Origin of the sequence: Arthrobacter alpinus (assembly GCF_001294625.1) — a bacterium.
GTDB lineage: Bacteria > Actinomycetota > Actinomycetes > Actinomycetales > Micrococcaceae > Specibacter > Specibacter alpinus_A.
This window is the reverse complement of sequence record NZ_CP012677.1, coordinates 2,167,380-2,193,320: the sequence shown is the minus strand read 5'-3', so window position 1 is coordinate 2,193,320 and position 25,941 is coordinate 2,167,380. Positions and strand designations below refer to the sequence as shown.

Genomic DNA, 25,941 nt, shown 5'->3' with positions numbered 1-25,941 from the left:
AACACAATGTCCACGAAAATACGAACCTTGAAACATCTGTTCATTTGGTGTTAACGTGGGATTTGCCGGTGTCCGCCGAAGTTCAGCCAATCGCCGGTCCGGTGGCATAGAATCCGTGTCATGCCTAAAGGATCAGCAGCATCGTTGAATCGTGCCGTGGCCGCCGCGCTGGCAGCCGGTGCTGCCGGCACCGCCGCCGTCATGGGGGCGCGGGCCTATCTCTCCGGGTCTGGCACTCCCGTGGGTGACTTTGGTGCCGGGCCGAGCCTGGAGAGAATTGGTGTTGAGTATGCCCAGCTTGCCGCGGATCAGCTCAGCGAACTCATTACGTTCCGCACCGTCTACTCAAGTCTTCGCGACCAGATTGAGCTGGAACAATTCACTGGATTCATTGACGCTCTCGAGAGGCTATACCCCGCGGTGCATGCGGGGTTGACGCGGGAGCATGTCAACGGCCATGCACTGCTCTTCAAATGGGCAGGCACGCGGCCAGACGCCGGTTCCAAGCCCACAGTGTTAATGGCCCACTACGACGTGGTCCCCGTTGATACCCGCGATGACTGGACACACCCAGGTTTCTCCGGGCATCAGGATGGTGAGTACGTGTGGGGGCGCGGTGCCCTCGATGACAAGGGCGCCGTTGTCGCTATTTTAGGGGCGATTGAATCCCTGCTGAACCAGGGATTTGCCCCGGGCTATGACATCTACCTTTCCTTTGGCAACAATGAGGAAACGGCCGGCGACAGTGCGGTGGTGGCGGCTGCGCTGCTGAACGAACGTGGCGTGCGTCCCTGGCTGGTGCTGGATGAGGGCGGAGCCGTGGCGGAGAAGGCGTTCCCCGGCTTGAACGTTCCGGCGGCGGTCATTGGCGTCGCCGAGAAGGGGATCCTGGAGCTGGAGTTGCTCACGCGCAGTCCCGGCGGACACGCCTCGACGCCGCCGAGAATGGGGGCCACTGCACGCCTGGCCCAAGCCATCATGGCGCTGGAGGAAAACCCTTTTCCGTCGTCAATGCCTGCTCCCATCGTGGAAATGTTGCGCAGGATTGGAAATCACAGTAGCTTCGCACTGCGGCTGGTGACAGCCAACATGTGGGCGTTTAAGCCGCTCGTAAAGCAGGCTTTCGCGCTGGTGGGTGATGAAACCAGGGCACTGACCAGGACCACTGTGGCCATCACTCAACTTGAGGGCAGCAAGGCCTCCAATGTCTTGGCATCCACGGCCCGGGCCAACGCCAATATCCGTATCGCCGTGGGGGAGACGGTGGATGGTGTGGTGGAGAAGGTGCGGGAGATCATCGACGATCCCGGCGTTGAATTGACGGTGCGCTCCGGGCACGATCCTTCACCGTTATCCTTGTTCGACAACGAACAATTTGCGCTTCTTACCCGCTGTGTTGCCGCGTCATATCCGCAGGCGATGGTGACGCCCTACGTACAGACTGGAGCAACCGACGCACGGAACTTCACTGGAATTTGTCCGGCGGTATACCGGTTCTCGCCCCTTCTGATGGACGACGGCGACCGCGCCAGTTTGCATGCCGTCAACGAGAAAGTGCGGATCTCCTCGCTGGGTGCAGGTGTGGTCTTCTACCGGGAGCTGATTCAGGGACTTCGCTGAATGGTGGGTGAGTCCGGCTCATTGGTGGTTAGCAGCCGGTGCCTTGGGGGTTGGTGATGCAGTTCTCGGCGTAGTTGCGGGTGATGGCGCGCCAGACGGTGAGGTTTAGGGGTGCTGAGGTGATGTGGCCTTGGTCGGGGATGGGGAGTGTGGGTCCGTTGTTGACGGTGTAGTGGCCGTTGAAGTGGGTGGTGAGGGTGATGGTGTGGTGGCCGGTGGTGGTGTAGGCGTGGCTGGTTTGGGTTTGTTCGCCGATTCTGTTTTCGGGTAGGGGTGCGCCGGGGCTGGTGGTGGGTCCGCGGGTGGTGCCGTCGCCGTAGTTGAAGGTGTAGGCGGCGGGGGTGGCGGTGATGGTGATGTGTTGGCCGAGCATGGTGAGGTTGAAGGTTTGTTCGGTGGCGTGGGCGTGGAGGTTGGTTTCTTGGCCGCGGAGGGTGTGGGGTCCGGGTTGGCTGCCGAGGGTGGCGGGGGCGATGGGTGTTTGTTGGAATTCGTGGCTGATTTGTGCGGCGATTTCGGCGAGGATGTCCCGGGGTTTCTCGGAGTAGATGCAGACTGGACCACTGAAAAATGTCCACGACGGTGGGGAGCCTCCGGCCAGAGACCTGTACCAGTACATGGCAACGCCATCGGCTGCTTGGTTGCAGCTTGGCAGATTCTGCGTGCATTCTGGTAGAAGGGTCCCATCGGTGCCTTGGCAGGCAATTTCGAGTTTGTAGACATAGGGGTCGTTTGGCCCAGAGGATGGAGTCTGCCCGTAGAGGTTGGTTTCGGGAATTCTCTCCCACACCTCAGTCCCGATGGTGTCATCATCCCATTTTGGTTTCGGCCCGTTCGCAGCATTGGCAACTGTAGCCGGTGGAACGATGAGACCGCCCAAGAAGACCATGAACAGAAATTTCTTTGGGAGTTTTCGCATTCTTAGTCCTTCGCCAAGTGTTCAACTGTCCGTGCTGTCCACGACCCGTAGGAATAAATTGCGACGACGATGTCGGCTCGAGCAATCGTCGGCGGATAGGCGGTATCCAAAGTCCCATCGGCGTTGATGTAGCTGACAGGCGACTGCTGGGCCATAAGGATCGCTTGGTATGTTCCGTTCGGAGCTTTCTCGAACGAGCTGCTTGCCGAATGTATTGTCATGAGTCCGCCGACTATCCAATTGCCAGCGGCAAACCACTCGTTGACCGGACCGCCGACGTTTGAACATGGTTTGCATCCTGGGTCTTTGATGGCCGTCATGGGTGCCACGTCGCCTGTTTCGTAGGCGTAGCCGAGAGTGCTGTACCAGTGGCGGGCAAAGGCTTCGAGGCCCTCTTTGCTGAATTCCTTGGCCTTCTCTGGAAGGACGGGGGTGGGGACGTTTTGTGCGGGCGCGTTGGCAGTTGCCGGCATGTAGGCCGGTACGGGTGCCGGGCCCGGAGAGAGCGGCGGTGTGTCAACCTGGGTGGCTGCCGGTGATTGCCCCGCAACAGTGCTGCTGGCGGTGGGTGGGGTGGGGCTCGTGGTGCAACCGCTCAGCACAAGCAGTGCCGCGATCGCCGCGACCTGCCAGGCCCCGCGCTGGCATGCCGTTCGCTGGCGTGAAGGTGCTGGCGGACGTGCTGCTTCATCGGTCATCTCAAGCCCCCGCGGGTCTCGGTGCTGTCCCCGCCTGGCCGGGACCTAATTTGCGATAGTTCCCAACCTAGACCCAAAGCAGGAAACACGCCACGAGTTATCCACAACTAAACACTGCCGGGCACCTACTCGTCGCTATGATGGGCAGCAATGAGGCACTTCGGAAATGAAGAACCCTAGGGGAGATAACATGCCACGTTGGCCCGGACTAAGCCGCATGCCGGTCGGAAAGCCGCGGATGGCGGCTGCCCTGGTCCTCGTCGCCACAGTGTCGCTGTCGGCCACGCTGTCGGGGTGTGGGGTATCCATCGTCGCCTCCGGACCAACAACCAAGGTGAGCCAGTCCGCCGGAGCCGGCGCGGCGTCGTCGTCCGCTAGCGCATCGCCAAGCGCCATCCCGCCCAGCGGTATGACGCCAACGGGCACTCCTGCTCCGCAACGTATGGCGGCGCAATGGAAAACCTATGTGGATCAGGGCAAGTCTGTCAGCTTTGAGTTGCCCTCTGACTGGACTACCGCGCTGGTTGCTGGAACGTCAGGGTCCTTGCAGGTCGTGGAAGTCAGGGACGCGGCAGGTACTAAGATGGCGACGCTGACGACAGGTGGCGGCGGCCTCGGTGGTGCCTGCGGGCCGGATACCCAACGCCCCTACACAGTGCTGGCCAGCGTTCCCTTGGGCATCCCGACTTTTTCGAAAGACCCGGCGGCCGTTGACCCCCGTTTTGTGTATCGCTTGATCCAAGGGGCCAACAGTTTCTTTGCCTCGTATGGGATCGCCGACCACCCGGCAGGCGCCGACGGCATGGCGTGTTTGTTCTATAACACGGTGACGACGGCGAAACTGGGCCTGGTCTCCTTTGGCGACGTAGTCCAGCTCAGGAGTGATCCCGAGGGAACGCCAGGTACGCGGGCCTTTGCCAGCATTGCGGATGCGCAGGCCTACATGCAAACCGCCGAGTACCAAAACATCCAGCGGATGATCACTTCTGTGAAACTGCTGAGCTAGCGGCACGCTCCGCCACCGTCGTCCGCAACTTAGTGGTGAGCTCCAATAAAATGGTCATCTCCTCATCGGTGAGCGCGTCCTCCATGAGGTGCATGATGTTCTGGACATGTGCCCGGCCCACTTCCTTTTGCAAGGCAGCGCCCGCCTCGGTAAGTCCAATCAAGACGCCCCGTTTGTCGTCGTCGGGCGTCCTTCGCTGGATCAGACCGCGCGCCTGAAGCCTGTCCACCAACCGGGAAATGCTCGGTTGTGTGAGTAGGACGTTGTCGTTGAGCTCGTTGAGTCGCAACCACCCGGTGGGGCAGCGGGAAAGGTTGTACAGCACGTCATATTCGCGGCTGCCCACCTTCTTGAAGATGGGTTCCTTGTGTAGTTCGCGCATGACCGACACCTGGGACCGCAGGAGGGATTCCCACGCGTCGGTTGCAAGGCGGCGGTGGGCCGCGGCCGAGGTCATGACGGATCCTTAGCGGTTCCGGCCTCGGCTGCCAGCTTTGCGGCCTTGCGTGCCTCGAACGTGGGTGCGTCCGGGATGTTCGCCGGACGATTGGCGGCGAATTCTGCCCGCAGGGTGGGCAGTACCTCCGAGCCGAACAGGTCCAGCTGCTCCAGCACAGTCTTCAGCGGCAGGCCCGCGTGGTCAACGAGGAACAGCTGGCGCTGGTAGTCGCCGAAGTAGTCGCGGAAAGCGAGTGTCTTTTCGATCATTTGCGCCGGGCTGCCCACTGTCAGCGGGGTTTGCGAGGTGAAGTCCTCCATGGACGGGCCGTGGCCGTAGACGGGGGCGTTGTCGAAGTACGGGCGGAATTCGTTGATGGCGTCCTGGGAGTTCGGCCGGATGAAGAACTGTCCGCCCAATCCCACGATCGCCTGTTCCGGGGTGCCGTGGCCGTAGTGTGCGTAGCGCTCCCGGTAGAGGTTGATCAGCTTGATGTAGTGTTCCTTGGGCCAGAAGATGTTGTTGGCGAAGAATCCGTCGCCGTAGTAGGCGGCAATTTCGGCAACCTGCGGGGTTCGGATGGCGCCGTGCCAGACAAAGGGGGCAACGCCGTCGAGCGGGCGGGGTGTGGAGGTGAAGCCCCGCAGCGGTGTGCGGAATTTGCCTTCCCAGTTCACCACCTCCTCATCCCAGAGCCGGCGCAGTAGGGCGTAGTTTTCCACCGTCAGTTCCACGGAATCCTGGTTGTTCTTACCGAACCAGGGGTAGACGGCTCCCATGTTGCCACGGCCCAGCACAATGTCCGTGCGACCGTCGGAAAGATGCTGCAGCGTGGCAAAGTCCTCGGCTATCTTCACGGGATCGTTTGTGGTGATGAGCGTGGTGCTGGTGGAGAGGATGAGCTTTTCCGTCTGTGCCGCAATGTAGCCCAAGATGGTGGTGGGGGAGCTGGGGTAGAACGGCGGGTTGTGGTGCTCACCGGTTGCGAAGACGTCCATGCCGACCTCTTCGGCATGCTTGGCAATGGTGGTGATGGCCTTCAGGCGTTCGTGTTCGGTTGGGCGGTGGCCGTTGGTGGGATCGACTGTGATGTCGCCAACACTGAAAATTCCGAACTGCATGATGTGCTCCTTGGTCCGCAGACACTGCGGAATATATATGCGTATGCATCTAATATAGTCTCCAACCGGCATTGTTGCCAAAATGTTCCCGCGCAACAAAGCCGCATCCCGGACGTACATTACCGGCTGGTATTAGGATGCTCTCAGGCAGTATGTCGGCTAGGTCAAAGTATTGGCGGAGGGGGACTTTGTGGCTTCAATAAAGAGCAGGACAGTGGGTCCGGGGTTGCAGGTGGGCCCCACGGCCGCAGCAGTGGTCGGCTTCTTGGTGCTGGTGGAACTGACCAGCGGAATCCTGCAGGGTTATTACACCCCGCTGCTCACCGACATTGCGCGCTTTTTGGGCATCCACGACGCCGACGTGAACTGGTTGGAGGCCGCCCAGCTCATGGTCAGTGCACTGGTGGTCCCGGTGCTGGCCAAGCTGGGCGACATGATCGGTCACCGCAAGATCCTACTCATCTCCACAGCCCTGACCGCGGCCGCATCCTGGGGTGTGGCGTTCGCGCCAAACTTCTGGATCTTCATCATCGCCTGGGCCCTGCAGGGTTTTTATGTGGTCTGGCTGCCGCTGGAGATCGCCCTTATCTACAGCCGTTCCCACCACCGCCCCGACGGTGCCGCATTGACCCGTAAGTCCGCGGGCATCCTCGTCGCCGGGCTGGAATTCGGCGTGATCGCCGGCGCCCTCGCCGGCGGCTTCATTGGCGGCGCCCTGCCCGGCAAACTGTGGCTGACCCTCATGATCCCGGCCATTGCCGTAACCCTGTGCTTCTTTGTGATCCTATTCGGCGTGCCGGAATCTGAAAATCGCACCGGCGGGCGGATCGACATGATGGGTCTGACACTACTCTCCACCGGCTTGCTGTTCATCACCGCCGGGCTGACATTCATGCGCATCAACGGCCCAGGCACCTGGTGGGCCTGGGCCGCCGTCGTCGTGGGCATCGCCGCCCTCGTCCCGTTCACCCGCCACGAACTCGGCCACAAGGACCCGCTTATCGACATCCGCCTGCTTCGCCAGCCCAGCATGTGGCCGGTGCAGTTGACGGCGTTCTTGTTCGGCGTCTCCGTCCTGGGCGCGCAGGCCCCTCTATCCACCTTCGCCCGCACCAACCCCGACGAGGTGGGCTACGGCCTGGGTGCCAGTTCCGGGCTGGTCTCCATCCTCATCGGCGTCTACGTACTGGGTTTGTTGGTGGGCGCGCTGCTCTATCCGGTGATCACTAGATGGACGACGCCGAGAGTCACCTTGATGGGCGCGGCGCTCCTGGTTGCCATGGGTTATCTGTTGTTCCTGCCCTTCCATGGGTCCATGACCGAGGTGCTGGTGAACATGGCCATCGCCGGCATCGGAAGTGGTGCGCTCGTGGCCGCCCTCCCATCCGCCGCCGCCGCGGCCGCCCCACTGACTCAAACCGGCATGGCGACAGGCCTGACCAACGCCACCAAGACAGTAGGTGGCGCCTTCGCTTCCTGCGTGTTCGGCATTGCATTGGCAGGGCAGGCGCTCGGTTCCATCACGGCGGGAGCACAAAACACTGCAGCACCACTGTCCGGATACATGCTGGTCTGGACCATTTGCGGGGTCACAGCCCTCGTGGCGGCGGTGGCCCTGTTCTTTGTGCCCAAATTGGCCTTCGGCGCCACCCTCCCGTCCTGACCATACCTGCCCAACTGTGGCGCACTTGGTGCACCTAAATGTGCCGCTTCCGCTGTAGGTGCTGCGTCAAAGATCGGCGGGCCGTCGTAGGGACGGGCGCCAGCCACGGTCATTGAGTGCATTGCGGATCTTTCGGACGGCTTCAGTGGCGTCGTTGGCCATGTGATCCTTCATGATGCGAACCTCCTTCCAGCCGGCGCGGGCACAGTCTTCCGCGCGCCGGACGTCCCGAGGGACCTGATCGGGGTGTGCATGTGTTCCGACGTCGTATTCCACGGCGACCTTTTGTTCTGGATAGGACTGGTCCGCAAGTCCGCCCCACACCTAAACCAAGCGGTACCTTGACGTTGAGCTGAGGTTCCGGCAGCCCAGCATGACCGCCAATTCCTCCAACGTTGCGTAGGGCTCAGTGCGCCCCTCAAATTCCGGGCGCGGGATGCGTATGAAGTGGTCGGCGACGACCACGAGTTCATCGATGCTCATCTTGCGGGAGCAGTCCAGCCACGTGCGGACCCTCGTGGTGATCCACAGGCCCTTGAATAAGAGGACCTCTTTGTTGAAGAACTTGGTCCGGTGGCCGCAGACACCGATCCGGCGTGGCGTGGGATGCCGCGGAATAGCCGGTGACCGGCGTGAAGGGGCGGGTCAACAGCGCCAAGGAAAGGTCGCTGTCGTTCTTGAGCGCCTTGATGCCACGGTGAAGGGCGCGTTGTGCGCATCAGCTGAGTGGCAGCCTAAAGGTGTCATGCCCTCAGCATGGCAATTTCCCGGTCACCCCGTTTGAGTTATCCACACTTCGCCAGACCACCCGATTCTTTGACGCAGACGTTGTACGAATAAGCGTCAAAACGGGCCAAACTGGTACATTATGTGCGTCACGGTTGGGGTGGGGCTAGTCTGCTGCGGCCCGCCGGCCGCGGACCTTGGGGATGGCCCCGGTGGTCCAGTCCTGGAACTGTGCCGGGTGGGGCTCCGGCACAGCAACAGGCGATGAGCCGGCCTGTGGCGGTGCAACACCCGTCTCAGGTGCCTCCTCAGCGGCGGCATTGCCGGCATTCGAATCACCCGGCGTTGGCACATGGACCACCTGCAGAGCTTTGATGAGCTCCCGGCGTTCCTTGCGGCCCTCAACCAAACGGTACAAAACCGGCACCAGAATCAATGTCAGCACCGTGGAGGACACCAGACCTCCCACCACCACGATGGCCAGCGGCTGGGAGATGAAACCCCCGCCACCTGTCACGCCCAAGGCCATGGGTGTCAGCGCAAAGATGGTGGCCAGAGCCGTCATGAGGATGGGGCGCAGGCGTTGGCGGGCACCGTGTTCAATGGCGTCGGCAACATTCATGGCCGGGCGGTCCCCTGAAGGGTGCCTGTACTGGTTGATCAGGTCAATGAGCACGATGGCGTTAGTCACCACAATGCCGACCAGCATCAGCATGCCAATAAGGGACGGCAGCCCAAGGGGGATGCCCGTGATCAGCAGCAAGGCGATGGCGCCCGTGGCCGCGAACGGGATGGAAACCAACAGGATCAAGGGTTGAATCAACGATTTGAAGGTGGCCACCATGATCACGTAGACAATGGCGATGGCTGCAAGCATGGCCAGGCCCAGCTGGCTAAAGGACTCTGCCTGCTGGGTTGCCGCCCCGCCAATCGTGGCAATGACCCCCGCCGGCAGGACAGCGGAGTCGAGGCGTTTTTGCACCTCGGCACTGAGCGAGCCCAGCGAATTCGCATCCGGTGTGACCGAAACGGTCGCTGTGCGCTGTCCGTTAGAGGAGGTGATGGTCAGCGGGGTGTCGACCTGTGCCACGGTGGCCACCGAGGTTAACGGAACGGGCCCCGACGGCGTGGGTATCTGTGCGGCGGCCAGGGCGGCCACGGAATCAAACTTGGTGCCTGTTCCCACCTGAACCTTGTAATCAGTGGTGTCGATCCGCACGGTGCCGCCCGGGATGGGGCTGACGGTGGCGGCCAGCAGGCCGGTGATCTGTGATTCGTCCAGTCCGGCTGCAACGGCCTTGGCCCGGTCTACACTCACCTGGACCACGGGCTGGGCGGCGGAGAGGTTGCTGGCCACCGACTGGGCGCCGGGCAGACCGTTCATCTCCTTGACCAGCGAATCGGCGGCCGTCTGCAGATCGGCCCCGGTGGTGGCCTTCACCGTGATGTCCACCGTGCTGGAGGTGCCAAAGCCACCGCCGGAGGCGCCGAGTGAAATCTTCCCCGCATCCTTGATCCCGGCGATGGCACTGCGCACGGTGTCCTGCAACTTGACCTGGTCCTCATCCGCAGTGGTGATGACCTGGAAGGAGGCGGTGGAGGCGCCCGAGGACAGCAGTGCGGAGAACCCGCTGGAGCTGTTGCCAATGGTGACCTGGACGTCCTGGACACCGTTGATCTTTCTCACCGCGGACTCGACCTTCTGTGCCGCCGCGCTGGTCACCTCAAGGCTGGTGCCCGGGGGCATATCCTGGGAGATGCTCATGCTGTTCTGGCCGGTGTCCCCGAGTAGGTTGGTGGGCAGCAACGGGGTCATGGCGAAGGTGGCAACCAAGATAACGCCACCGGCAATCAAGGTGTAAACGGGGTGCTTTTGTGTCTTGGCCAGGATGGGGAGGTAGCCGCGCTGTAACCACGACGTGCGCTCCTTCGCCTCAACAGCGCTCAGGAGTGCTTTGCCCGTGAGGGGGGCGCCGGCGTCGGAGATGTGGGGCGTGGCCTTCAGGAACCAGTAGGCAAGCACCGGCACGATGGTCAGAGAGACCAGGAGCGAGGCGATCAGCGCGAACGTGACGGTGAGCGCGAACGGGCGGAAAAGTTCCCCGGCCAGGCTGCCAACAAAGGCGATGGGCAAGAACACCGCCACCGTGGTCAGGGTGGACGCGGTCACAGCCCCGGCAACCTCGCGGATCGCGGACAGGATGGCAGTCTTCTTGTCTTCGCCATAACTCAAATGACGTTTGATGTTTTCAATGACCACAATGGAGTCATCGACCACCCGCCCAATGGCAATGGTCAGCGCACCGAGCGTGAGAATGTTCAACGAATACCCGGTGGCCCACAGCCCGATGAACGTCACCAGCAACGAGAGCGGGATGGAGATCGCGGTGACCAAAGTGGAGCGCACCGAGAGCAGGAAGATCAAGATCACCACGACGGCGAACCCCAGTCCCAGCAGGCCCTCCACGGTGAGGTCATGGATGGATTTTTCAATGAACGGAGCCTGGTCCAAGATGGTGGTGAACTTGGTATTGTGCCCCAGCGACGCTTCCAGACCGGGCAGTTCGGCATTGATCTCGCGGGAGAGCGAGACGGTGTCCGCGGCGGGTATCTTGGTGACGGACAGTGCCAGGGTGGCCTTGCCGTTGGTGCGGGTGATGGAGGTGGTGGTGTCGTCGGCCAGGGCGACACTCGCGACCGACCCGAGGGTGGGGATCGCGGCGTTCGGCTTGGCCGGGCCGCTGGCCGCCAGGGGCAGGGCCTTGATGGCGTCGAGGGAATCGACGGGGCTGCCCGCCTGGATGGACAGCGTCTTGCCGTCGGTACTCAAGGAGCCAATGGGCACCAAGGTGCCGTTGTCCTTCAACGCGCTGGTGATGGCGGCGACGTTGACGCCGGCAGCGGCCATCTTGGCTGGGTCCGGCAGGATGGCGATGTGCTGGGAATTCGCGCCAGTCACATCGGCGCTGCGCACGCCGTCGATCTTCATGAGTTTCGGAACGGCCACCCGGGCCAGATCGGTGTTCAGCGCGGCCAGGTCCTGGTCGGAGGAAACAGCCAAAAAGACGATGGGGAAATCGGCAATGCTGCCGGCAATCGGCTGGGGTTGCACGCCGGAGGGCAGCCTGGCGCTGACGTTGGAGATGGCGCGGTCAATCTGGTTCCGGGCACGGTCCAGATCGGTGCCGTAGGTGAACGCCAGGTTGATGGTGGAGATGCCGCTGCGCGAGGTGGCGGTGCTTGATTCCAGACCCTCGACGGCGTTCAGGGCCGCTTCCAGGGGTTCGCTGACTTGTTTGTCAACGACGTCCGGGGACGCGCCCGGCATGGCCGAGACCACAGTGATTTGTGGGAACTCGATGGAGGGGATGAGCTCCTGCTTGAGCGAACCGAGCGTGATCACCCCGAACACCACCGCAAAGATGGTGATCAGCGCAATCAACGCCCGATTCCCCAAGGACATCTGCGCTAAACGAAACATAAGGACACTCCCACTGTGTTATGCCGGTTCCGCTTAGCCGGGTGACTCAAAAAACGATCAACTTTAGTCCGTCTTCAACTGCAAGGTGGCAGCAGTTGAAGCTAAAGTTTGCTCAAACAAATCTGCATTCTCGTTGAGTTTGGTGCCATAGGTAGGCATCATCTCGCGCAGGGAATCCTGCCATTCCAGCTTGAACTTGCGCGGGAAGCAGCGCTGCAACAACTCCAGCATAATAGGAACCGCGGTGGATGCTCCCGGCGAAGCGCCAAGCAGGGCCGACAAGGTGCCGTCGGCTGCTGTGATGACTTCGGTACCGAACTGCAGCACGCCGCCCTTCTTGGCATCCTTCTTGATGATCTGCACACGCTGCCCGGCCGTGATCAGCTCCCAGTCCTTGCCGTCGGCTTCGGGGAAGTACTCATGGAGCGCCTCCACCTTGCCTGCATGGGTCTTGGTGACCTCGCTGACCAGGTACTTCACCAAGTCCAGGTTGTCCTTGCCCACAGCCAGCATCGGGATGATGTTGTTCGGGCGGATGGACCCGGGAAGGTCCAGGTAGCTGCCGGTCTTTAAGTACTTGGTGGAGAAACCGCCATACGGTCCAAACAACAGTGAACGCTTGCCGCCGACGTAGCGGGTATCTAGGTGCGGGACCGACATGGGCGGGGCACCCACCGACGCCTGGCCGTACACCTTGGCGCTGTGCTGCTTGGCAAGCGTCTCATCGGTGCAGCGGAAGAACTGGCCGGAGACGGGGAACCCGCCAAAGCCCTTGCCTTCTGCAATGCCGGAGAGCTGCAACAGGTGCAAGGCCCCGCCGCCACTGCCAATGAACACAAACTTGGCCTTGATCTTGCCGTGCTCACCGGACTTGGGGTACTTGAGCGCAACATCCCACTGGCCGTCCGTGGTGCGCGAAACATTCGAGACGCTCGTGCCGTAGTTGATCTCGACGTCGTTGTTGTCCATGTAGCCCATGAGTTCACGGGTCAGGGCGCCAAAGTCGACGTCGGTTCCCTCGGCGGCGCGGGTGGCACTCACCTTTTGTGTGGCGTCCCGGCCCTTCATGACCAGGGGGGCCCACTTGGCGATCTGGGCAGGGTCTTCGGTGTACTCCATGGAGGAGAACAACGGATTGGGCGCGAGCGCCTGGTGGCGGGCCTTGAGGAACTTGCGGTGGTCCTCGCCAATGACGAAGCTCATGTGCGGGACGGTGTTGATGAAGCCCTTGGGGGAGCCGATCATCTTATTGGCCACCATGTGGGACCAGAACTGGCGTGACAACTGGAACTGTTCGTTGATGTCAATGGCCTTTGCCGGATTGACGGAGCCGTCCTTGGCGGCCGGAGAATAGTTAAGCTCGCAGAGCGCGGAATGGCCGGTACCGGCGTTATTCCAAGGACTGGAGGATTCCAAACCGGGTTCATCAAGCTGTTCAAACAGCACGATCTTCCAGCTTGGTTCGAGTTGCTTGAGCATGGTGCCCAGCGTGGCGCTCATGATGCCGCCTCCGATGAGGACAACGTCAGCGTCTTTGGTGGTCGAGATGAAAGTCACAGTCCAACTCCGAATAGAGGCTCTTCCTAGCGATAGAAGCGTATCGCGGGAGTGAGCCTATGAGTAAATCAGGGGAGCCACGTCACACGGGACGGGTCCGTGGGGGGAGGTGCCCGGCGTCGTCCGGGGCCCAAATGCGGGGGCTAACCAGCCGAGGGCTTGTTGAATGTGACGTGGTTGAAGACTTCGTTGAGCACCGGGCTGAGCGGGTAATTGGCTACGCGGTCAGAAAGCGCGATCGCCGAGATGGGGAAGGCGATGGGCACTGCCGGGACCGTGGCGGCGATCTGCTTGCTGACGGATTCGTAGGCCGCGGCCCGCTCGGCACCATTGGGCAGGCTGCGGGCGCGGGTGATTTTGGAGACCAGTTGCGGGTCAACTAGACCCAACTCGCCGTTGGGGGAGCCGAAGAGAGGCCCCACGAAGTTGTCCGGATCCGAGTAACTGCCATTCCAACCCATCAGGCTCAGCGCGTGGTCGCCCGGGCTGGTTACGGCAGCAACGTAGCCGTCGTTCCAGGCGATGGGAACCGGCTTGATATTCAAGCCCACGGCCGTCAGCTGCCGGGCGATCTCTGCGTAAACCTTTTCAGGCGTGGGCAGGTAGGTCCTGGCGGCGTTGGTGGGGTAGTAGAACTTCAGCTCCTCACCCTTGTAGCTTGACTCGGCCAGCAGCGCCTTGGCCTTGGCCGGATCGAAGGCTATGCCCTGCACGGCATTGTTGAAGCCGCTCAACTTCGGTGGGATGAACTGGGCTGTGGTGGCGGTTCCGGCGATGAAAAAATCATTCACCAAGGTGGTCTTGTCAATGGCAGCCGCAATGGCTTCACGCACCTTCAAGTCCGCCATGACCGGCACCGTCTGGTTGATGCCCACATACATGACGGAGAACGGGTCCCGCTGCAGTACCTGCTTGCCGCTTTTGATGAGCTTGTCGAAATTACTCGGGGTTACGGGGTCAAAACCGTCCAGGGTGCCGTCTTCCAGGGCGGCCAGCCGGGCCTCAGGCTGGCTGTAGGTGATAAATTTCAACGACGTGATCTGGCCCTTCTCACCCCAGTATTTGGGGTAGGCGATCATGGTGGTGACCTCATTGGCGGCCGAGGTGAAGGTAAAGGGCCCCGTCCCCACAGGGTGCAGGGCATACTTTGAGACCTTGTTGGCGCCCATTGTCTGATCCAAGACATTGGCGCTACCCTGCGCAAGGGACGCCGGGGAGGAGATGGCGAAGGCCGGCATGGTCAGTGCCTGCAAGAACCCTGTCAGCCGCATTTTCAGGCTGAGGGTCACGCCCAACGGGCCTGTCACCGTGCAGCTGTTGTACAAGGAATCTGCGGGGCTGTCCGAGAAGCCCCTGAAGACCTGCTTGAACATGGCCGATGAGCCGTCCCCGCGCGTCGCCACGGGCATGGTGTACCAGCGGTTGAAGTTCGTGCACACGGCCGCTGCGTCAAAGGCGGTGCCGTCGTGAAAGGTGACGCCCGGGCGCAGCTTGAAGGAGTAGCCCAAGCCGTCGTCGAGCTCTTTCCACTCGGTGGCCAGGCTCGGTGCCGGGGCGCCGGTGACGGGGTCCACCGTCACCAGGCCCTCCAGCACCTGCCGGGTCACCCGGTAGGACTCGCTGTCAGAGACCAGGGCGGGGTCGAATCCTCTCGGGTCCGCGGCCGTGCCCAGAGTGAAGGTGACAGGGGCGACTGCGGGCGTGGACGCCGTCGTGTCAGTGGGATCAGGAACCAGAGGATTCGTGCAGCCGGTGGCCGCCAGAAGTACGACGGCGGCAATCGCCACTGCACGTCGCCCTGCCTTGAGCAGGTGGCCGGCGTCGGTTGGCACGAGTTGTGTCTCCTTATGCGTGGTGGAATCCCATCAGCCACTTATCTTAGTGGCTGATTCTTGGCATTGGCCGCGGGCGCACACCTTACTGTCTTCGGGTGGTTCAAATGCACGGTAGTATTGTCACGTCTTATAGACATCACGCGCGAGTGGTGGAATTGGTAGACACGCAGGTTTTAGGTACCTGTGCCTTCGGGCGTAGGGGTTCAAGTCCCCTCTTGCGCACCAAATGAAAGCCCCGCAACCGGCTATGGTTACGGGGCTTTTTCATGTGTGGGTTATGAGGGGTCGATATTCAAATCACGGCGCAACTTCGCCACGTGACCGGTAGCTCGAACGTTGTACTGGGCCAAGGACACCTTGCCGGCTCCGTCAATCACGAGGGTGGAACGGATGAGGCCCTGATAGGTCTTGCCGTAGTTTTTCTTCTCACCCCAGGACGCATAAGCTTCCGCGACGCTGTGGTCCTCATCGGAGAGCAGCGGGAATGGAAGTTCCTCTATGGCTGCGAATTTCGCGAGCTTGGCGACAGGGTCGGGGGAGATGCCCACCACTTGGTAGCCGGCTGACTGCAGCGAAGCTAGATTGTCGCGAAAGTCGCAGGCCTGCTTGGTGCAGCCAGGCGTTGAGGCCGCCGGATAAAAGTAGACCACCACATTGTGGCCGGCAAAGTCCGCCAGGGCAGTGGTTCCACCACTTGCGTTCGGGAGGGCGAATGCGGGGGCGGTGACACCGGGGACGAGGCGTTCGGTCATGGAGATCTCCTTCTGGCCACTGCGCGGCAGCGTCCTAGGGGGCTTGGGTCCTGTGGGGCGGGGGTGTTGATTCCAGCGTAGGCCAGTTGACGCCCGGACCGGTGAGGGGTGTCAGGATTGTTGGGGAAAACGAAACAACCCCCGACTCGCCTGCGCGAATCGGGGGTTATTCTTAACCGTGCACCCCTCCGGACTTGAACCGGAAACCCATTGATTAAGAGTCAATTGCTCTGCCAATTGAGCTAGGGGTGCCTCTTTCATTCATTTGCGTAAAAAACCGTTCCAACACCGCATGTTACCAGTGTTGGAACGGTTTTACCCGTGCACCCCTCCGGACTTGAACCGGAAACCCATTGATTAAGAGTCAATTGCTCTGCCAATTGAGCTAGGGGTGCATCGTTCACTGCTTAGAAGCCCAAAGGAATGAATCCCTAGTGTTCCTCGCAACGACATGAAACTATACGGGTTTTTTTGTGGAGTGTGAAATCGAAAAGCCACGTTCTGTCAGTTTTGCGGCATGAATCACAGTTCAACCCGGTAGATTCCGCGGAATCTAGGGGTTCTGACACGGGGATTTTGGGGAAGAATTTCTCGCCACCAGCCCGAACGGGCCTGAAGGTGGCCTAGCTCACGCCCCGGGTAATAGACTGGCGCTCATGAGCGCGGAAACTAATTCAGCGGACGACGTGGTACGTACAGCAGATGGCAAGCCTGACATCAAACCCCGCAGTCGGGTTGTCACCGATGGCATCCATGCCGCCCCGGCCCGTGGAATGTTCCGCGCAGTGGGCATGGGGGACGATGACTTTAGGAAACCGCAAATAGGGGTGGCCAGTTCGTGGAATGAAATTACGCCCTGCAACCTTTCCCTGAACCGTTTAGCGCAGGGTGCCAAAGAAGGCGTGTTTGCCGCTGATGGCTTCCCCATGCAGTTCGGCACCATCTCCGTCTCGGATGGCATCTCCATGGGTCATGAGGGGATGCACTTCTCTCTGGTCTCGCGTGAGGTGATCGCCGACTCCGTGGAAACCGTCATGATGGCCGAGCGCCTCGACGGATCGGTACTGCTGGCTGGCTGCGACAAGTCCCTGCCCGGCATGCTGATGGCAGCCGCCCGCCTGAACCTGGCCAGCGTGTTCTTGTATGCCGGATCCATCATGCCCGGCTTTGCGAAGATGGAGGACGGCTCGGAGAAGGAAGTCACGTTGATTGACGCCTTCGAGGCCGTAGGCGCGTGCGCGGCCGGCAAAATGAGTATGAAGGACCTCGACTCGATCGAGCGTGCGATCTGCCCGGGCGAAGGCGCCTGTGGTGGGATGTACACGGCCAATACGATGGCCTGCATCGGCGAGGCACTGGGCATGTCCCTGCCGGGCTCGGCCGCCCCTCCCAGCGCAGACCGCCGCCGGGACATGTATGCGCGCAAGTCCGGCGAGGCCGTCGTGAACTTGCTGCGCCAGGGCATCCGCGCCCGCGACATCATGACGAAGAAGGCCTTCGAAAACGCCATCGCCGTCACCATGGCCTTCGGCGGCTCCACCAACGCCGTGTTGCACCTGCTGGCGATCGCGCGCGAAGCACAAGTGGATCTCACCCTTGCCGACTTCAACCGCATCGGCGACAAAGTCCCGCACCTGGGTGACCTGAAGCCCTTTGGTCGCTACGTCATGTTCGACGTCGACAAGATTGGCGGCGTGCCTGTCATCATGAAGGCGCTGCTCGACGCCGGTCTCATTCATGGCGATTGCCTCACCGTTACGGGCAAGACGGTTGCGCAGAACCTCGCCGAGATCAACCCGCCGGATCCGGATGGGAAGGTCCTGCGCGCCATGGATAACCCCATCCACAAGACCGGCGGCATCACCATCTTGCACGGCTCCATGGCCCCGGAAGGCGCCGTCGTCAAGAGCGCCGGCTTCGATCTGGACGTTTTTGAGGGCACCGCCCGCGTTTTTGAGCGCGAGCAGGCGGCGCTGGACGCGCTGGATCAGGGCCAGATCCACGCCGGCGACGTCGTCGTCATCCGTTACGAGGGACCTAAAGGTGGCCCGGGCATGCGCGAGATGCTTGCCATCACCGGCGCCATCAAGGGCGCTGGCCTTGGCAAGGACGTCTTACTGCTCACCGACGGCCGGTTCTCCGGTGGCACCACCGGCCTTTGCATCGGCCACGTCGCCCCGGAAGCGGTCGACGGCGGCCCCATCGCCTTCGTCCATGACGGGGATAAGATCCGTGTCGACATCGCCGCCCGCTCCTTTGACCTCCTGGTTGAGGACTCCGTGCTTGAATCCCGCAAAGATGGCTGGGCGCCGATTCCGGCCAAGTTCACCACGGGAGTCTTGGCCAAGTATGCCAAGCTGGTCAACAGCGCCTCCACGGGCGCCTACTGCAGCTGATTTTTCGCATGCCCACAGGGTGGACACCGGGTCCACATTGTGAGACGAGCAGCGGGGCTGTTTGCACTCCGGAGCTGAAAATGGGAGATTACAAGTATGCAATTGAAGCTCGTAGTCGTCATTATCTAGCGTGTGACGCAAAGTGGCCACACCCTAACGGTCACGACTCTCTGACATCCCAGAGGAAGAGAACGTCGCATCACGCGCAAACCCCTCCATGAGAGCCTTCTCGGCTGAGGGGTTTTTTTGTTTCCACACCACCGGCAACTCCTATTTACTGCGTAACTCACCCAAGAACGCAAACAAAAGAAACACCTAAGAGCATGAGTTCCCCAAAGGAAGAACCGATGAGTAAAGGATCGCCCGCCAGCCCAGCGCTGATGGCAAGCAAGCCCCACGGACATGGTGGTAACCCAGGTGGCAGCAGTGGCACGCTCAGCACCACCAACCCAGCCTCCGCCGTCGTAGGTCCCAACAATGTTGTGGCACCCATCCGGATGCTCGGCTCCGAGGCCATTGTCCGCTCCCTTGAAGAACTTGGTGTCAAGGACATCTTCGGTCTCCCAGGCGGCACCATCTTGCCCACTTATGATCCGCTCATGGCTTCTTCGTTGAATCACGTCTTGGTTCGGCACGAACAAGGCGCAGGCCATGCGGCCGAAGGCTATGCGATGGTCACCGGCCAGGTGGGTGTCTGCATCGCAACCTCCGGCCCCGGCGCAACGAACCTTGTCACGCCCATCATGGACGCTCATATGGACTCCGTTCCGCTGGTGGCCATCACCGGCCAGGTCTCGAGCCATGTCATTGGCACAGATGCGTTCCAGGAAGCTGACATTGTGGGCATCACCATGCCCATCACCAAACATTCGTATCTGGTGACAAACCCCGAGGACATCCCGCGCATCCTGGCAGAGGCCTTCCATCTGGCCTCAACTGGCCGCCCCGGTCCCGTCCTGGTCGACATTGCCAAGGACGCCCAGCAGAGCCAGATGACGTTCTCCTGGCCACCGGTCATTGACCTGCCCGGTTACCGTCCCGTGTTCCGCGGCCACTCCAAGCAGTTGCGTGAGGCAGCACGGCTGATCCGCGAAGCGAAAAAGCCGGTTTTGTATGTTGGCGGCGGCGTCATCAAGGCCCATGCCTCCAAGGAACTGTTGGTGCTCGCCGAGCTGACCGGCGCACCGGTTGTCACCACGTTGATGGCCCGCGGCGCCTTCCCTGATTCGCATCCCCTGCACGTGGGTATGCCGGGAATGCACGGCACCGTGTCCGCCGTGACGGCACTGCAGCAGTCCGACCTGCTCATCACCTTGGGGGCCCGCTTTGACGACCGCGTCACCGGCGTGTTGAGCAGCTTTGCCCCGTACGCCAAGGTCATCCACGCCGACATCGACCCTGCGGAGATCTCTAAGAACCGCACCGCAGATGTACCGATCGTGGGCTCCGTGAAGGAGATCATCCCGGACCTGGCGGCCGCAGTCAAGGCCGAATTTGAGGCCAATGGCAACCCCGACTTGGGCGACTGGTGGACCTTCTTGGGCAACTTGCGCGACACCTACCCGCTGGGCTGGACCGAGCCCGAGGACGGTCTGATGTCCCCGCAACGTGTCATCTCCCGCATCGGCGAGCTGACCGGCCCCGAGGGTGTTTATGTCTCTGGCGTTGGCCAGCACCAGATGTGGGCGGCACAGTTCATCAAGTATGAGCGCCCCCACTCCTGGGTGAACTCCGGCGGCGCCGGCACCATGGGGTACTCGGTGCCCGCGGCAATGGGTGCCAAGGTGGGCGACCCGGACCGTGTGGTCTGGGCGATCGACGGCGACGGCTGCTTCCAAATGACGAACCAGGAACTGGCCACCTGTCGGATCAACAACATTCCGATCAAGGTTGCCATCATCAACAACTCTTCCCTGGGGATGGTGCGCCAGTGGCAGACGTTGTTCTATGAAAGCCGCTACTCCAACACGGACTTGAACACCGGCCACGACACCATTCACATCCCTGACTTCGTCAAGCTCGCCGACGCCTACGGTTGCGTCGGCTTGCGCTGTGAGCGTGTGGAGGACATCGACGCCACCATCGAAGCCGCACTGGCCATTAACGACCGGCCGGTCGTCATTGACTTTGTGGTCAGTCCGGACTCCATGGTGTGGCCGATGGTGCCCTCCGGAGTCAGCAATGACCAAATTCAAGTTGCCAGGAACATGACCCCGGTGTGGGAAGAAGAGGACTAGAAATGACTCGACATACTCTTTCCGTCCTGGTTGAAGACAAGCCAGGTGTCCTGACCCGCGTGGCGAGCATGTTTGCCCGGCGCGCCTTCAACATCAACTCCTTGGCCGTTGGCCCCACCGAAGTCCCCGGGGTGTCCCGGATGACGGTGGTGGTCGACGCCAAGGGCGACTTGATTGAACAAGTCACCAAGCAGCTGAATAAACTAGTCAATGTCATAAAGATTGTTGAACTTGTTTCAGAGAATTCCGTGCAACGGGACCACATCCTGGTCAAGGTACGTGCGGATGCCGCCACGAGACTGCAAGTCACCCAAGCTGCAGATCTCTTCCGTGCATCAGTGGTTGACGTGTCCACCGACTCGTTGATTATTGAAGCGACCGGCCACCCGGACAAGCTCGCGGCACTGCTTAATGTGCTGGAGCCTTTCGGCATTCGTGAGATCGTGCAATCCGGCACCTTGGCTATTGGTCGGGGATCCCGTTCCATGAGCGACCGGGCACTGCGCGCTTCCTAGCGACTGCGGGGCCGTTGAAGCCCCATAGAAACTGATTTGAAAAACTAGCAGTTACACCATTCATACAAGGAGTTACACAGTGACCGAAATGTTTTACGACGACGATGCAGACCTGTCAATCATCCAGGGCCGCAAGGTCGCCGTTATCGGCTACGGCAGCCAGGGCCACGCACACGCACTTAACCTGCGCGATTCCGGTGTTGACGTCCGCGTCGGCCTGAAGGCAGGATCCAAGTCCATTGCCAAGGCAGAAGCTGAGGGCCTTCGCGTCCTTAGCGTTGCCGAGGCCACGGCAGAAGCCGACCTGATCATGATCCTGACCCCGGACCAGGTCCAGCGCTTCGTCTTCGCCGACGACATTGCACCGAACTTGAAGTCCGGCGACGCCCTGTTCTTCGGCCACGGCTTCAACATCCGCTTCGGCTACGTCGCCGCGCCGGACAACGTTGACGTTGCCCTGGTCGCCCCGAAGGCGCCGGGACACACCGTGCGCCGCGAGTTCGAGGCAGGTCGCGGCATTCCGGACCTGATCGCCGTCGAGCAGGACTTCACCGGCGGCGCCAGGGCCCTGGCCCTGTCCTACGCGAAGGCCATCGGCGGCACCCGCGCCGGCGTCATCGAGACCACGTTCACCGAAGAGACCGAAACCGATCTGTTCGGGGAGCAGGCTGTCCTTTGCGGCGGCGCCTCACAGTTGGTCCAGTACGGCTTCGAGGTTCTGACGGAAGCCGGCTACAAGCCGGAAATCGCCTACTTCGAGGTGCTGCACGAGCTCAAGCTCATTGTGGACCTCATGTGGGAAGGCGGCATCGCCAAGCAGCGCTGGAGCGTCTCCGACACCGCAGAGTACGGCGACTACGTCTCCGGCCCGCGCGTGATCACCCCCGAGGTGAAGGAGAACATGAAGGCCGTTCTCGCCGACATCCAAAGCGGTGCCTTCGCCAAGCGCTTCATTGAGGACCAGGATGCCGGCGCTCCGGAGTTCCTGGCGCTGCGCAAGAAGGGTGAAGAGCACCCGATCGAGGCGACCGGCCGCGAGCTGCGTAAGCTCTTCTCCTGGGTCAGCAGCAGCGACGACTACACCGAGGGCTCCGTCTCCCGCTAGCAGTACTTGCCGTCCCGGGAAATCGTCGACGCGGTTTTTTCGGGACGCTGGCAAGCGTGGGACCAACGTTTCTCCGTTGTGTGACGTGCGTCGCTTGCGTCGCCGTCGTCTCGGATTGTTACGGCACCGAAGCCGGTCTCCCATAAACTGGAGACCGGCTTTTGTCGTCGCAAGGGCGCCGCAAGAACCATTCACCAAAATCCCCACCAGAACATAAATGAAAGCTAAAGAGGTCACCAGGTGAGCGCCACCAAGCCCGTAGTACTCCTCGCTGAGGAACTTTCGCCCGCCACGATCGAGGCTCTTGGCCCCGATTTTGAAATCCGTCACACCGACGGTGCCGACCGTGCCCAGCTGCTTTCCGCTATTGTGGACGTTGATGCGATCCTGGTTCGCTCCGCAACATTGGTTGACGCGGAAGCCATCGCTGCTGCCAAGAAACTGAAGGTCATTGCACGTGCCGGTGTGGGGCTGGACAACGTGGACATCAAGGCTGCAACACAGGCCGGGGTCATGGTGGTCAACGCGCCGACGTCGAACATTGTCTCCGCCGCCGAACTCACCATTGGGCACATCCTGTCCCTGGCCCGGCACATCCCGGCCGCTAGCACCGCGCTGAAGAACGGTGAGTGGAAGCGCTCCAAGTACACCGGCACTGAACTGCTGGAAAAGAAACTCGGCATCATCGGTCTGGGCCGCATTGGCGCCCTGATCACCGAACGCGCCAAGGCCTTCGGCATGGAGATCGTCGCGTACGACCCCTATGTCACCTCGGCCCGCGCCGCCAGCCTCGGTGTCCAGCTGCTCACCCTCGATGAGCTGCTGGAACAGTCGGACTTCATCACGATCCACATGCCGCGCACGCCCGAAACCCTGGGCATGATCGGCACGAAAGCGTTCGCAAAGATGAAGAAGAGCGCTTACGTTATCAACGTTGCCCGCGGCGGCTTGATCGATGAAGCAGCCCTGAACATTGCCCTGCGCGAGGGCGAAATTGCTGGTGCCGGCATCGACGTGTTCGTCAAAGAACCCGCCACTGATGTGGACTTCCTGTCCCTGGAGAACGTCATTGCCACCCCGCACCTGGGTGCCTCCACGGACGAGGCCCAGGAAAAGGCCGGCGTCTCCGTGGCCAAGTCGGTCCGCCTGGCCCTGGCCGGCGAGCTTGTGCCCGATGCTGTCAACGTGGCCGGTGGCGTCATCGCTGCCGACGTCCGCCCGGGCATCCCGCTAATTGAGAAGCTGGGTCGCATCTTTACCGCACTGACTCACGCCTCCGTCACCCAGATCGATGTTGAGGTTGCCGGCGAAATCGCCGCACTGGACGTCAAGGCGCTGGAACTCTCCGCCCTGAAGGGTGTCTTCAAGGACGTCGTCTCCGAGCAGGTCTCCTACGTCAACGCGCCGGTTCTGGCCGAACAGCGCGGCATCAAGACCAACTTGATCACCACGCTCGAGTCCACTGACTACCGCAACGTGCTCACGATCCGCGGCGCACTCTCGGATGATTCACAGATCTCCGTCTCCGGCACACTGACGGGCCCGAAGCAGATCCAGAAGATCGTTGCCCTCAACGGCTACGAACTGGAAATTCCCATGAGCGACCACCTCCTGGTGATCTCCTACGCCGACCGCCCCGGCGTCGTCGGCACCTTGGGTCGCCTTCTGGGTGAGAACGGCGTCAACATTGCCGGCATGCAGGTTGCCCGTAACACCGAAGGCGGCCAAGCGCTGTCCCTTATTACGGTCGACAGCTCCGTGCCGCAGAACGTGCTCGATGCTATCAAGACCGAAATCGGTGCCACCATGGCCCGCGAGGTGGACCTAGAGGACTAACACCCTCCCAGCTAAGAACGACGACGACGGCCCCTTCGCCCGCTCAATGTGGGGGCCGTCGTCGTCGTTCTTGTTACGAAGCGGTGTTTTGCCCCGGTTCACGGTAAATTCGTAGGGTGACATCTTCTGAATCGGCCAAGACGCCTTACTACCTGACCACCGCCATCACGTACCCCAACGGTGACCCGCACATTGGGCACGCCTATGAGTACATTGCCACCGACGCCATGGCACGCTTCAAGCGCCTGGACGGCTTCGATGTCATGTTCCTGACGGGCACGGATGAGCACGGCATGAAGATCGCGCAGACGGCCGAAAAGGAAGGCCTCACGCCCAAGGAGCTCGTGGACCGCAACGTCACGATCTTCAAGGAGACGCACGCCGCTCTGGGCATCACTTATGACCGGTTCATCCGCACTACGGACGCCGACCACTACGCCGCCTCTGCGGCCCTCTGGAAGAAGATGGAAGAGGCAGGGGATATTTACCTGGGCAAGTACGAGGGCTGGTACTCGGTCCGCGACGAGGCCTACTATGGTGAGGATGAGACCGAACTGCGCGAGGACGGCAAGCGCTACTCCAAGGTCACCGACACTTTACTGACCTGGACGGAGGAGGAAAGCTACTTCTTCCGGCTCTCCAACTACCAGGACAAACTGCTGGCGCTCTACGCCGATCAGCCCGAATTCGGGGCCCCGCGCACCCGCTTCAACGAGGTCATCAGCTTCGTCAAGGGCGGCCTGGAGGACCTTTCGGTCAGCCGCACCACCTTCGACTGGGGCGTTCCTGTGCCCGGCAACGAGAAACACGTCATGTACGTGTGGGTTGACGCGCTGACCAACTACCTGACCGCTGTGGGCTACCCGGACACCGAATCCGAGGCGTTCCAAAAGTATTGGCCGGCCGACGTGCACATCATCGGCAAGGACATCTCCCGCTTCCACGCCGTCTACTGGCCCGCGTTCCTCATGTCCGCCGGGCTGGAACTGCCCAAGCGCGTCATGATCCACGGCTTCCTGCACAACAACGGCGTCAAGATGTCCAAGTCCCTGGGCAATGTGGTGGCCCCGGCCGACTGGGTGGCCCAGTACGGTCTGGATCAGGTCCGCTTCTTCTTGCTGCGCGAGGTCCCCTTTGGCGCCGACGGCTCCTACAACCACGACGCGGTCGTGAGCCGGATGAACTCCGATTTGGCCAACAACCTGGGCAACCTGGCCCAGCGTTCGCTGTCCATGGTGGCCAAGAACTGCTCCGGCGTTGTGCCGACGCCGGGAGCGTTCACCTCCGCGGATGAGCAGATTCTGGCCGCGGCCCGCGCCTTGCTGGAGCACTCGCGCCACGCCTACCAGGGGCAGGACTTCCACGGCTCGCTGGAGAAGATCTGGCACGTCCTTGGTGACACCAATGCCTACTTTGCCGACCAGGCCCCCTGGGTGCTGCGCAAGACCGACGTGCCCCGCATGGAAACCGTGCTGTACGTGACCATGGAGGTGCTGCGCATCGTCTCGATCCTGATCCAGCCCGTTATGCCCGACGCCGCAGCGAAACTGCTTTTTGTTCTGGGCCAGGGTACTGCACCGGACGACGCTGTTCGCCAGTTCGCTGCCATTGCGGCTCCTTTGGTTCCCGGTACTGTGCTACCCGCCCCGGCGCCGATCTTCCCCAAGTATGAGGAGCCGGCCCCCGTAGAGGCGTAGCCGCGCTGCTTTGCCGCCAAGTGGTGATCTGGCGCAGTCCAGCTTGCCGAAGCAGCCGTTCGAGAAGGGTCCGGTTGTTGACTTCCTGACAGGTCCATCGAACAAATCGAACGCCTTGGGGCCAGATGGAGTCCTCGCGTTGCTTCTCCCGCCACAGCCGATCCGTCATGGACAGGCCGCCGCCGAAGTCAGCAGGCAGATATTTGCCGTTGCCATCGAATGCACCGGCCAGGTTGAGTTCCTTAAACCAGAAGTCCACGAAGGCTTCGCTGCCATTTCGCAGCGTGAATTTCTTCTGAAGGACGGGAGCGGGAAATCCAAGCTGGTGCATCTTGGCC

The 25,941-nt window shown here is 61.4% G+C and carries 18 protein-coding genes, 3 tRNA genes and 1 pseudogene; 10 read left to right on the top strand and 12 right to left on the bottom strand.

Annotation, left to right across the window (positions count from 1 at the left end):
- The first annotated feature begins 120 nt into the window (after nt 1-120).
- Nucleotides 121-1,620, top strand: a complete 1,500-nt coding sequence (locus AOC05_RS09845; RefSeq protein WP_082357905.1) for a M20/M25/M40 family metallo-hydrolase — start codon at nt 121-123, stop codon at nt 1,618-1,620.
- 28 nt (nt 1,621-1,648) lie between these two features.
- Here the strand turns inward: AOC05_RS09845 and AOC05_RS20135 are convergent, their stop codons facing one another.
- The gene (locus AOC05_RS20135) at nt 1,649-2,539 is read right to left on the bottom strand and encodes a PKD domain-containing protein (RefSeq protein ID WP_231687088.1); all 891 of its coding nucleotides are present in this window, start codon (nt 2,537-2,539) and stop codon (nt 1,649-1,651) included.
- A 2-nt stretch (nt 2,540-2,541) separates the two neighbouring features.
- The gene (locus AOC05_RS09835) at nt 2,542-3,237 is read right to left on the bottom strand and encodes a DUF6318 family protein (protein WP_062007060.1); all 696 of its coding nucleotides are present in this window, start codon (nt 3,235-3,237) and stop codon (nt 2,542-2,544) included.
- 190 nt (nt 3,238-3,427) lie between these two features.
- Between AOC05_RS09835 and AOC05_RS09825 the strand changes: the two genes are divergently transcribed.
- Nucleotides 3,428-4,243: a hypothetical protein gene (locus AOC05_RS09825; protein ID WP_157374955.1), complete on the top strand. Its 816-nt coding sequence runs from the start codon at nt 3,428-3,430 to the stop codon at nt 4,241-4,243.
- On the opposite strand, the gene AOC05_RS09820 is transcribed toward AOC05_RS09825, so the two are convergent.
- Nucleotides 4,218-4,700 carry a MarR family winged helix-turn-helix transcriptional regulator gene (locus tag AOC05_RS09820; RefSeq protein ID WP_062007057.1) on the bottom strand — a complete coding sequence of 161 codons (483 nt, stop codon included), beginning with the start codon at nt 4,698-4,700 and terminating at the stop codon, nt 4,218-4,220. The two genes, AOC05_RS09825 and AOC05_RS09820, sit on opposite strands and share 26 nt — an antisense overlap.
- Complete coding sequence (locus tag AOC05_RS09815; RefSeq protein ID WP_062007056.1) at nt 4,697-5,803, bottom strand: LLM class flavin-dependent oxidoreductase; 1,107 nt, start codon at nt 5,801-5,803, stop codon at nt 4,697-4,699. Before AOC05_RS09815 ends, AOC05_RS09820 begins: the two co-directional genes overlap by 4 nt.
- A gap of 199 nt (nt 5,804-6,002) precedes the next feature.
- Between AOC05_RS09815 and AOC05_RS09810 the strand changes: the two genes are divergently transcribed.
- Nucleotides 6,003-7,466 (top strand): MFS transporter, encoded by a 1,464-nt coding sequence (locus AOC05_RS09810; protein ID WP_186760631.1) that lies wholly within the window; start codon nt 6,003-6,005, stop codon nt 7,464-7,466.
- A 174-nt stretch (nt 7,467-7,640) separates the two neighbouring features.
- Here the strand turns inward: AOC05_RS09810 and AOC05_RS20795 are convergent.
- From AOC05_RS20795 to AOC05_RS09790, 5 genes and pseudogenes are all read right to left on the bottom strand, one after another.
- Nucleotides 7,641-7,742 (bottom strand): annotated as a pseudogene (locus tag AOC05_RS20795) (hypothetical protein); the annotation flags it as partial.
- A gap of 48 nt (nt 7,743-7,790) precedes the next feature.
- Nucleotides 7,791-7,949 carry a hypothetical protein gene (locus AOC05_RS19430; RefSeq protein WP_154605673.1) on the bottom strand — a complete coding sequence of 53 codons (159 nt, stop codon included), beginning with the start codon at nt 7,947-7,949 and terminating at the stop codon, nt 7,791-7,793.
- 409 nt (nt 7,950-8,358) lie between these two features.
- Nucleotides 8,359-11,673, bottom strand: coding sequence for an efflux RND transporter permease subunit (locus tag AOC05_RS09800; RefSeq protein WP_062007054.1), 3,315 nt, complete (start codon nt 11,671-11,673; stop codon nt 8,359-8,361).
- 63 nt (nt 11,674-11,736) lie between these two features.
- A complete protein-coding gene (locus AOC05_RS09795) occupies nt 11,737-13,230 on the bottom strand; it encodes a malate:quinone oxidoreductase (RefSeq protein WP_062007053.1) in 1,494 nt (497 codons plus the stop codon).
- Nucleotides 13,231-13,373: 143 nt separating this feature from the next.
- Nucleotides 13,374-15,062, bottom strand: a complete 1,689-nt coding sequence (locus tag AOC05_RS09790; RefSeq protein ID WP_230085290.1) for an ABC transporter substrate-binding protein — start codon at nt 15,060-15,062, stop codon at nt 13,374-13,376.
- A 143-nt stretch (nt 15,063-15,205) separates the two neighbouring features.
- On the opposite strand from AOC05_RS09790, the gene AOC05_RS09785 reads away from it, so the two are divergent.
- Nucleotides 15,206-15,290 (top strand) — tRNA-Leu (locus tag AOC05_RS09785).
- Between the two features lie 50 nt (nt 15,291-15,340).
- On the opposite strand, the gene bcp is transcribed toward AOC05_RS09785, so the two are convergent.
- The 3 genes from bcp to AOC05_RS09770 all read right to left on the bottom strand — a co-directional run bounded on the left by bcp (nt 15,341) and on the right by AOC05_RS09770 (nt 16,212).
- Nucleotides 15,341-15,817, bottom strand: coding sequence for a thioredoxin-dependent thiol peroxidase (gene bcp / locus AOC05_RS09780; RefSeq protein ID WP_062007052.1), 477 nt, complete (start codon nt 15,815-15,817; stop codon nt 15,341-15,343).
- A gap of 179 nt (nt 15,818-15,996) precedes the next feature.
- Nucleotides 15,997-16,069: transfer RNA gene (locus AOC05_RS09775), tRNA-Lys, on the bottom strand.
- A gap of 70 nt (nt 16,070-16,139) precedes the next feature.
- Nucleotides 16,140-16,212 (bottom strand) — tRNA-Lys (locus tag AOC05_RS09770).
- A gap of 261 nt (nt 16,213-16,473) precedes the next feature.
- On the opposite strand from AOC05_RS09770, the gene ilvD reads away from it, so the two are divergent.
- The 6 genes from ilvD (at nt 16,474) to metG (ending at nt 25,603) form a co-directional block, all read left to right on the top strand.
- The gene (ilvD, locus tag AOC05_RS09765; protein ID WP_062007051.1) at nt 16,474-18,213 is read left to right on the top strand and encodes a dihydroxy-acid dehydratase; all 1,740 of its coding nucleotides are present in this window, start codon (nt 16,474-16,476) and stop codon (nt 18,211-18,213) included.
- Between the two features lie 347 nt (nt 18,214-18,560).
- The gene (locus tag AOC05_RS09760; RefSeq protein WP_062007050.1) at nt 18,561-20,450 is read left to right on the top strand and encodes an acetolactate synthase large subunit; all 1,890 of its coding nucleotides are present in this window, start codon (nt 18,561-18,563) and stop codon (nt 20,448-20,450) included.
- Nucleotides 20,451-20,452: 2 nt separating this feature from the next.
- Nucleotides 20,453-20,965 carry an acetolactate synthase small subunit gene (gene ilvN / locus AOC05_RS09755; RefSeq protein ID WP_062007049.1) on the top strand — a complete coding sequence of 171 codons (513 nt, stop codon included), beginning with the start codon at nt 20,453-20,455 and terminating at the stop codon, nt 20,963-20,965.
- A gap of 79 nt (nt 20,966-21,044) precedes the next feature.
- On the top strand, nt 21,045-22,070 hold the full coding sequence (ilvC, locus tag AOC05_RS09750; protein ID WP_062007048.1) for a ketol-acid reductoisomerase: 1,026 nt from the start codon (nt 21,045-21,047) through the stop codon (nt 22,068-22,070).
- 240 nt (nt 22,071-22,310) lie between these two features.
- A complete protein-coding gene (gene serA, locus AOC05_RS09745) occupies nt 22,311-23,906 on the top strand; it encodes a phosphoglycerate dehydrogenase (RefSeq protein ID WP_062007047.1) in 1,596 nt (531 codons plus the stop codon).
- Nucleotides 23,907-24,022: 116 nt separating this feature from the next.
- Nucleotides 24,023-25,603 carry a methionine--tRNA ligase gene (gene metG / locus AOC05_RS09740; protein WP_062007046.1) on the top strand — a complete coding sequence of 527 codons (1,581 nt, stop codon included), beginning with the start codon at nt 24,023-24,025 and terminating at the stop codon, nt 25,601-25,603.
- Nucleotides 25,604-25,941 lie beyond the last annotated feature (338 nt).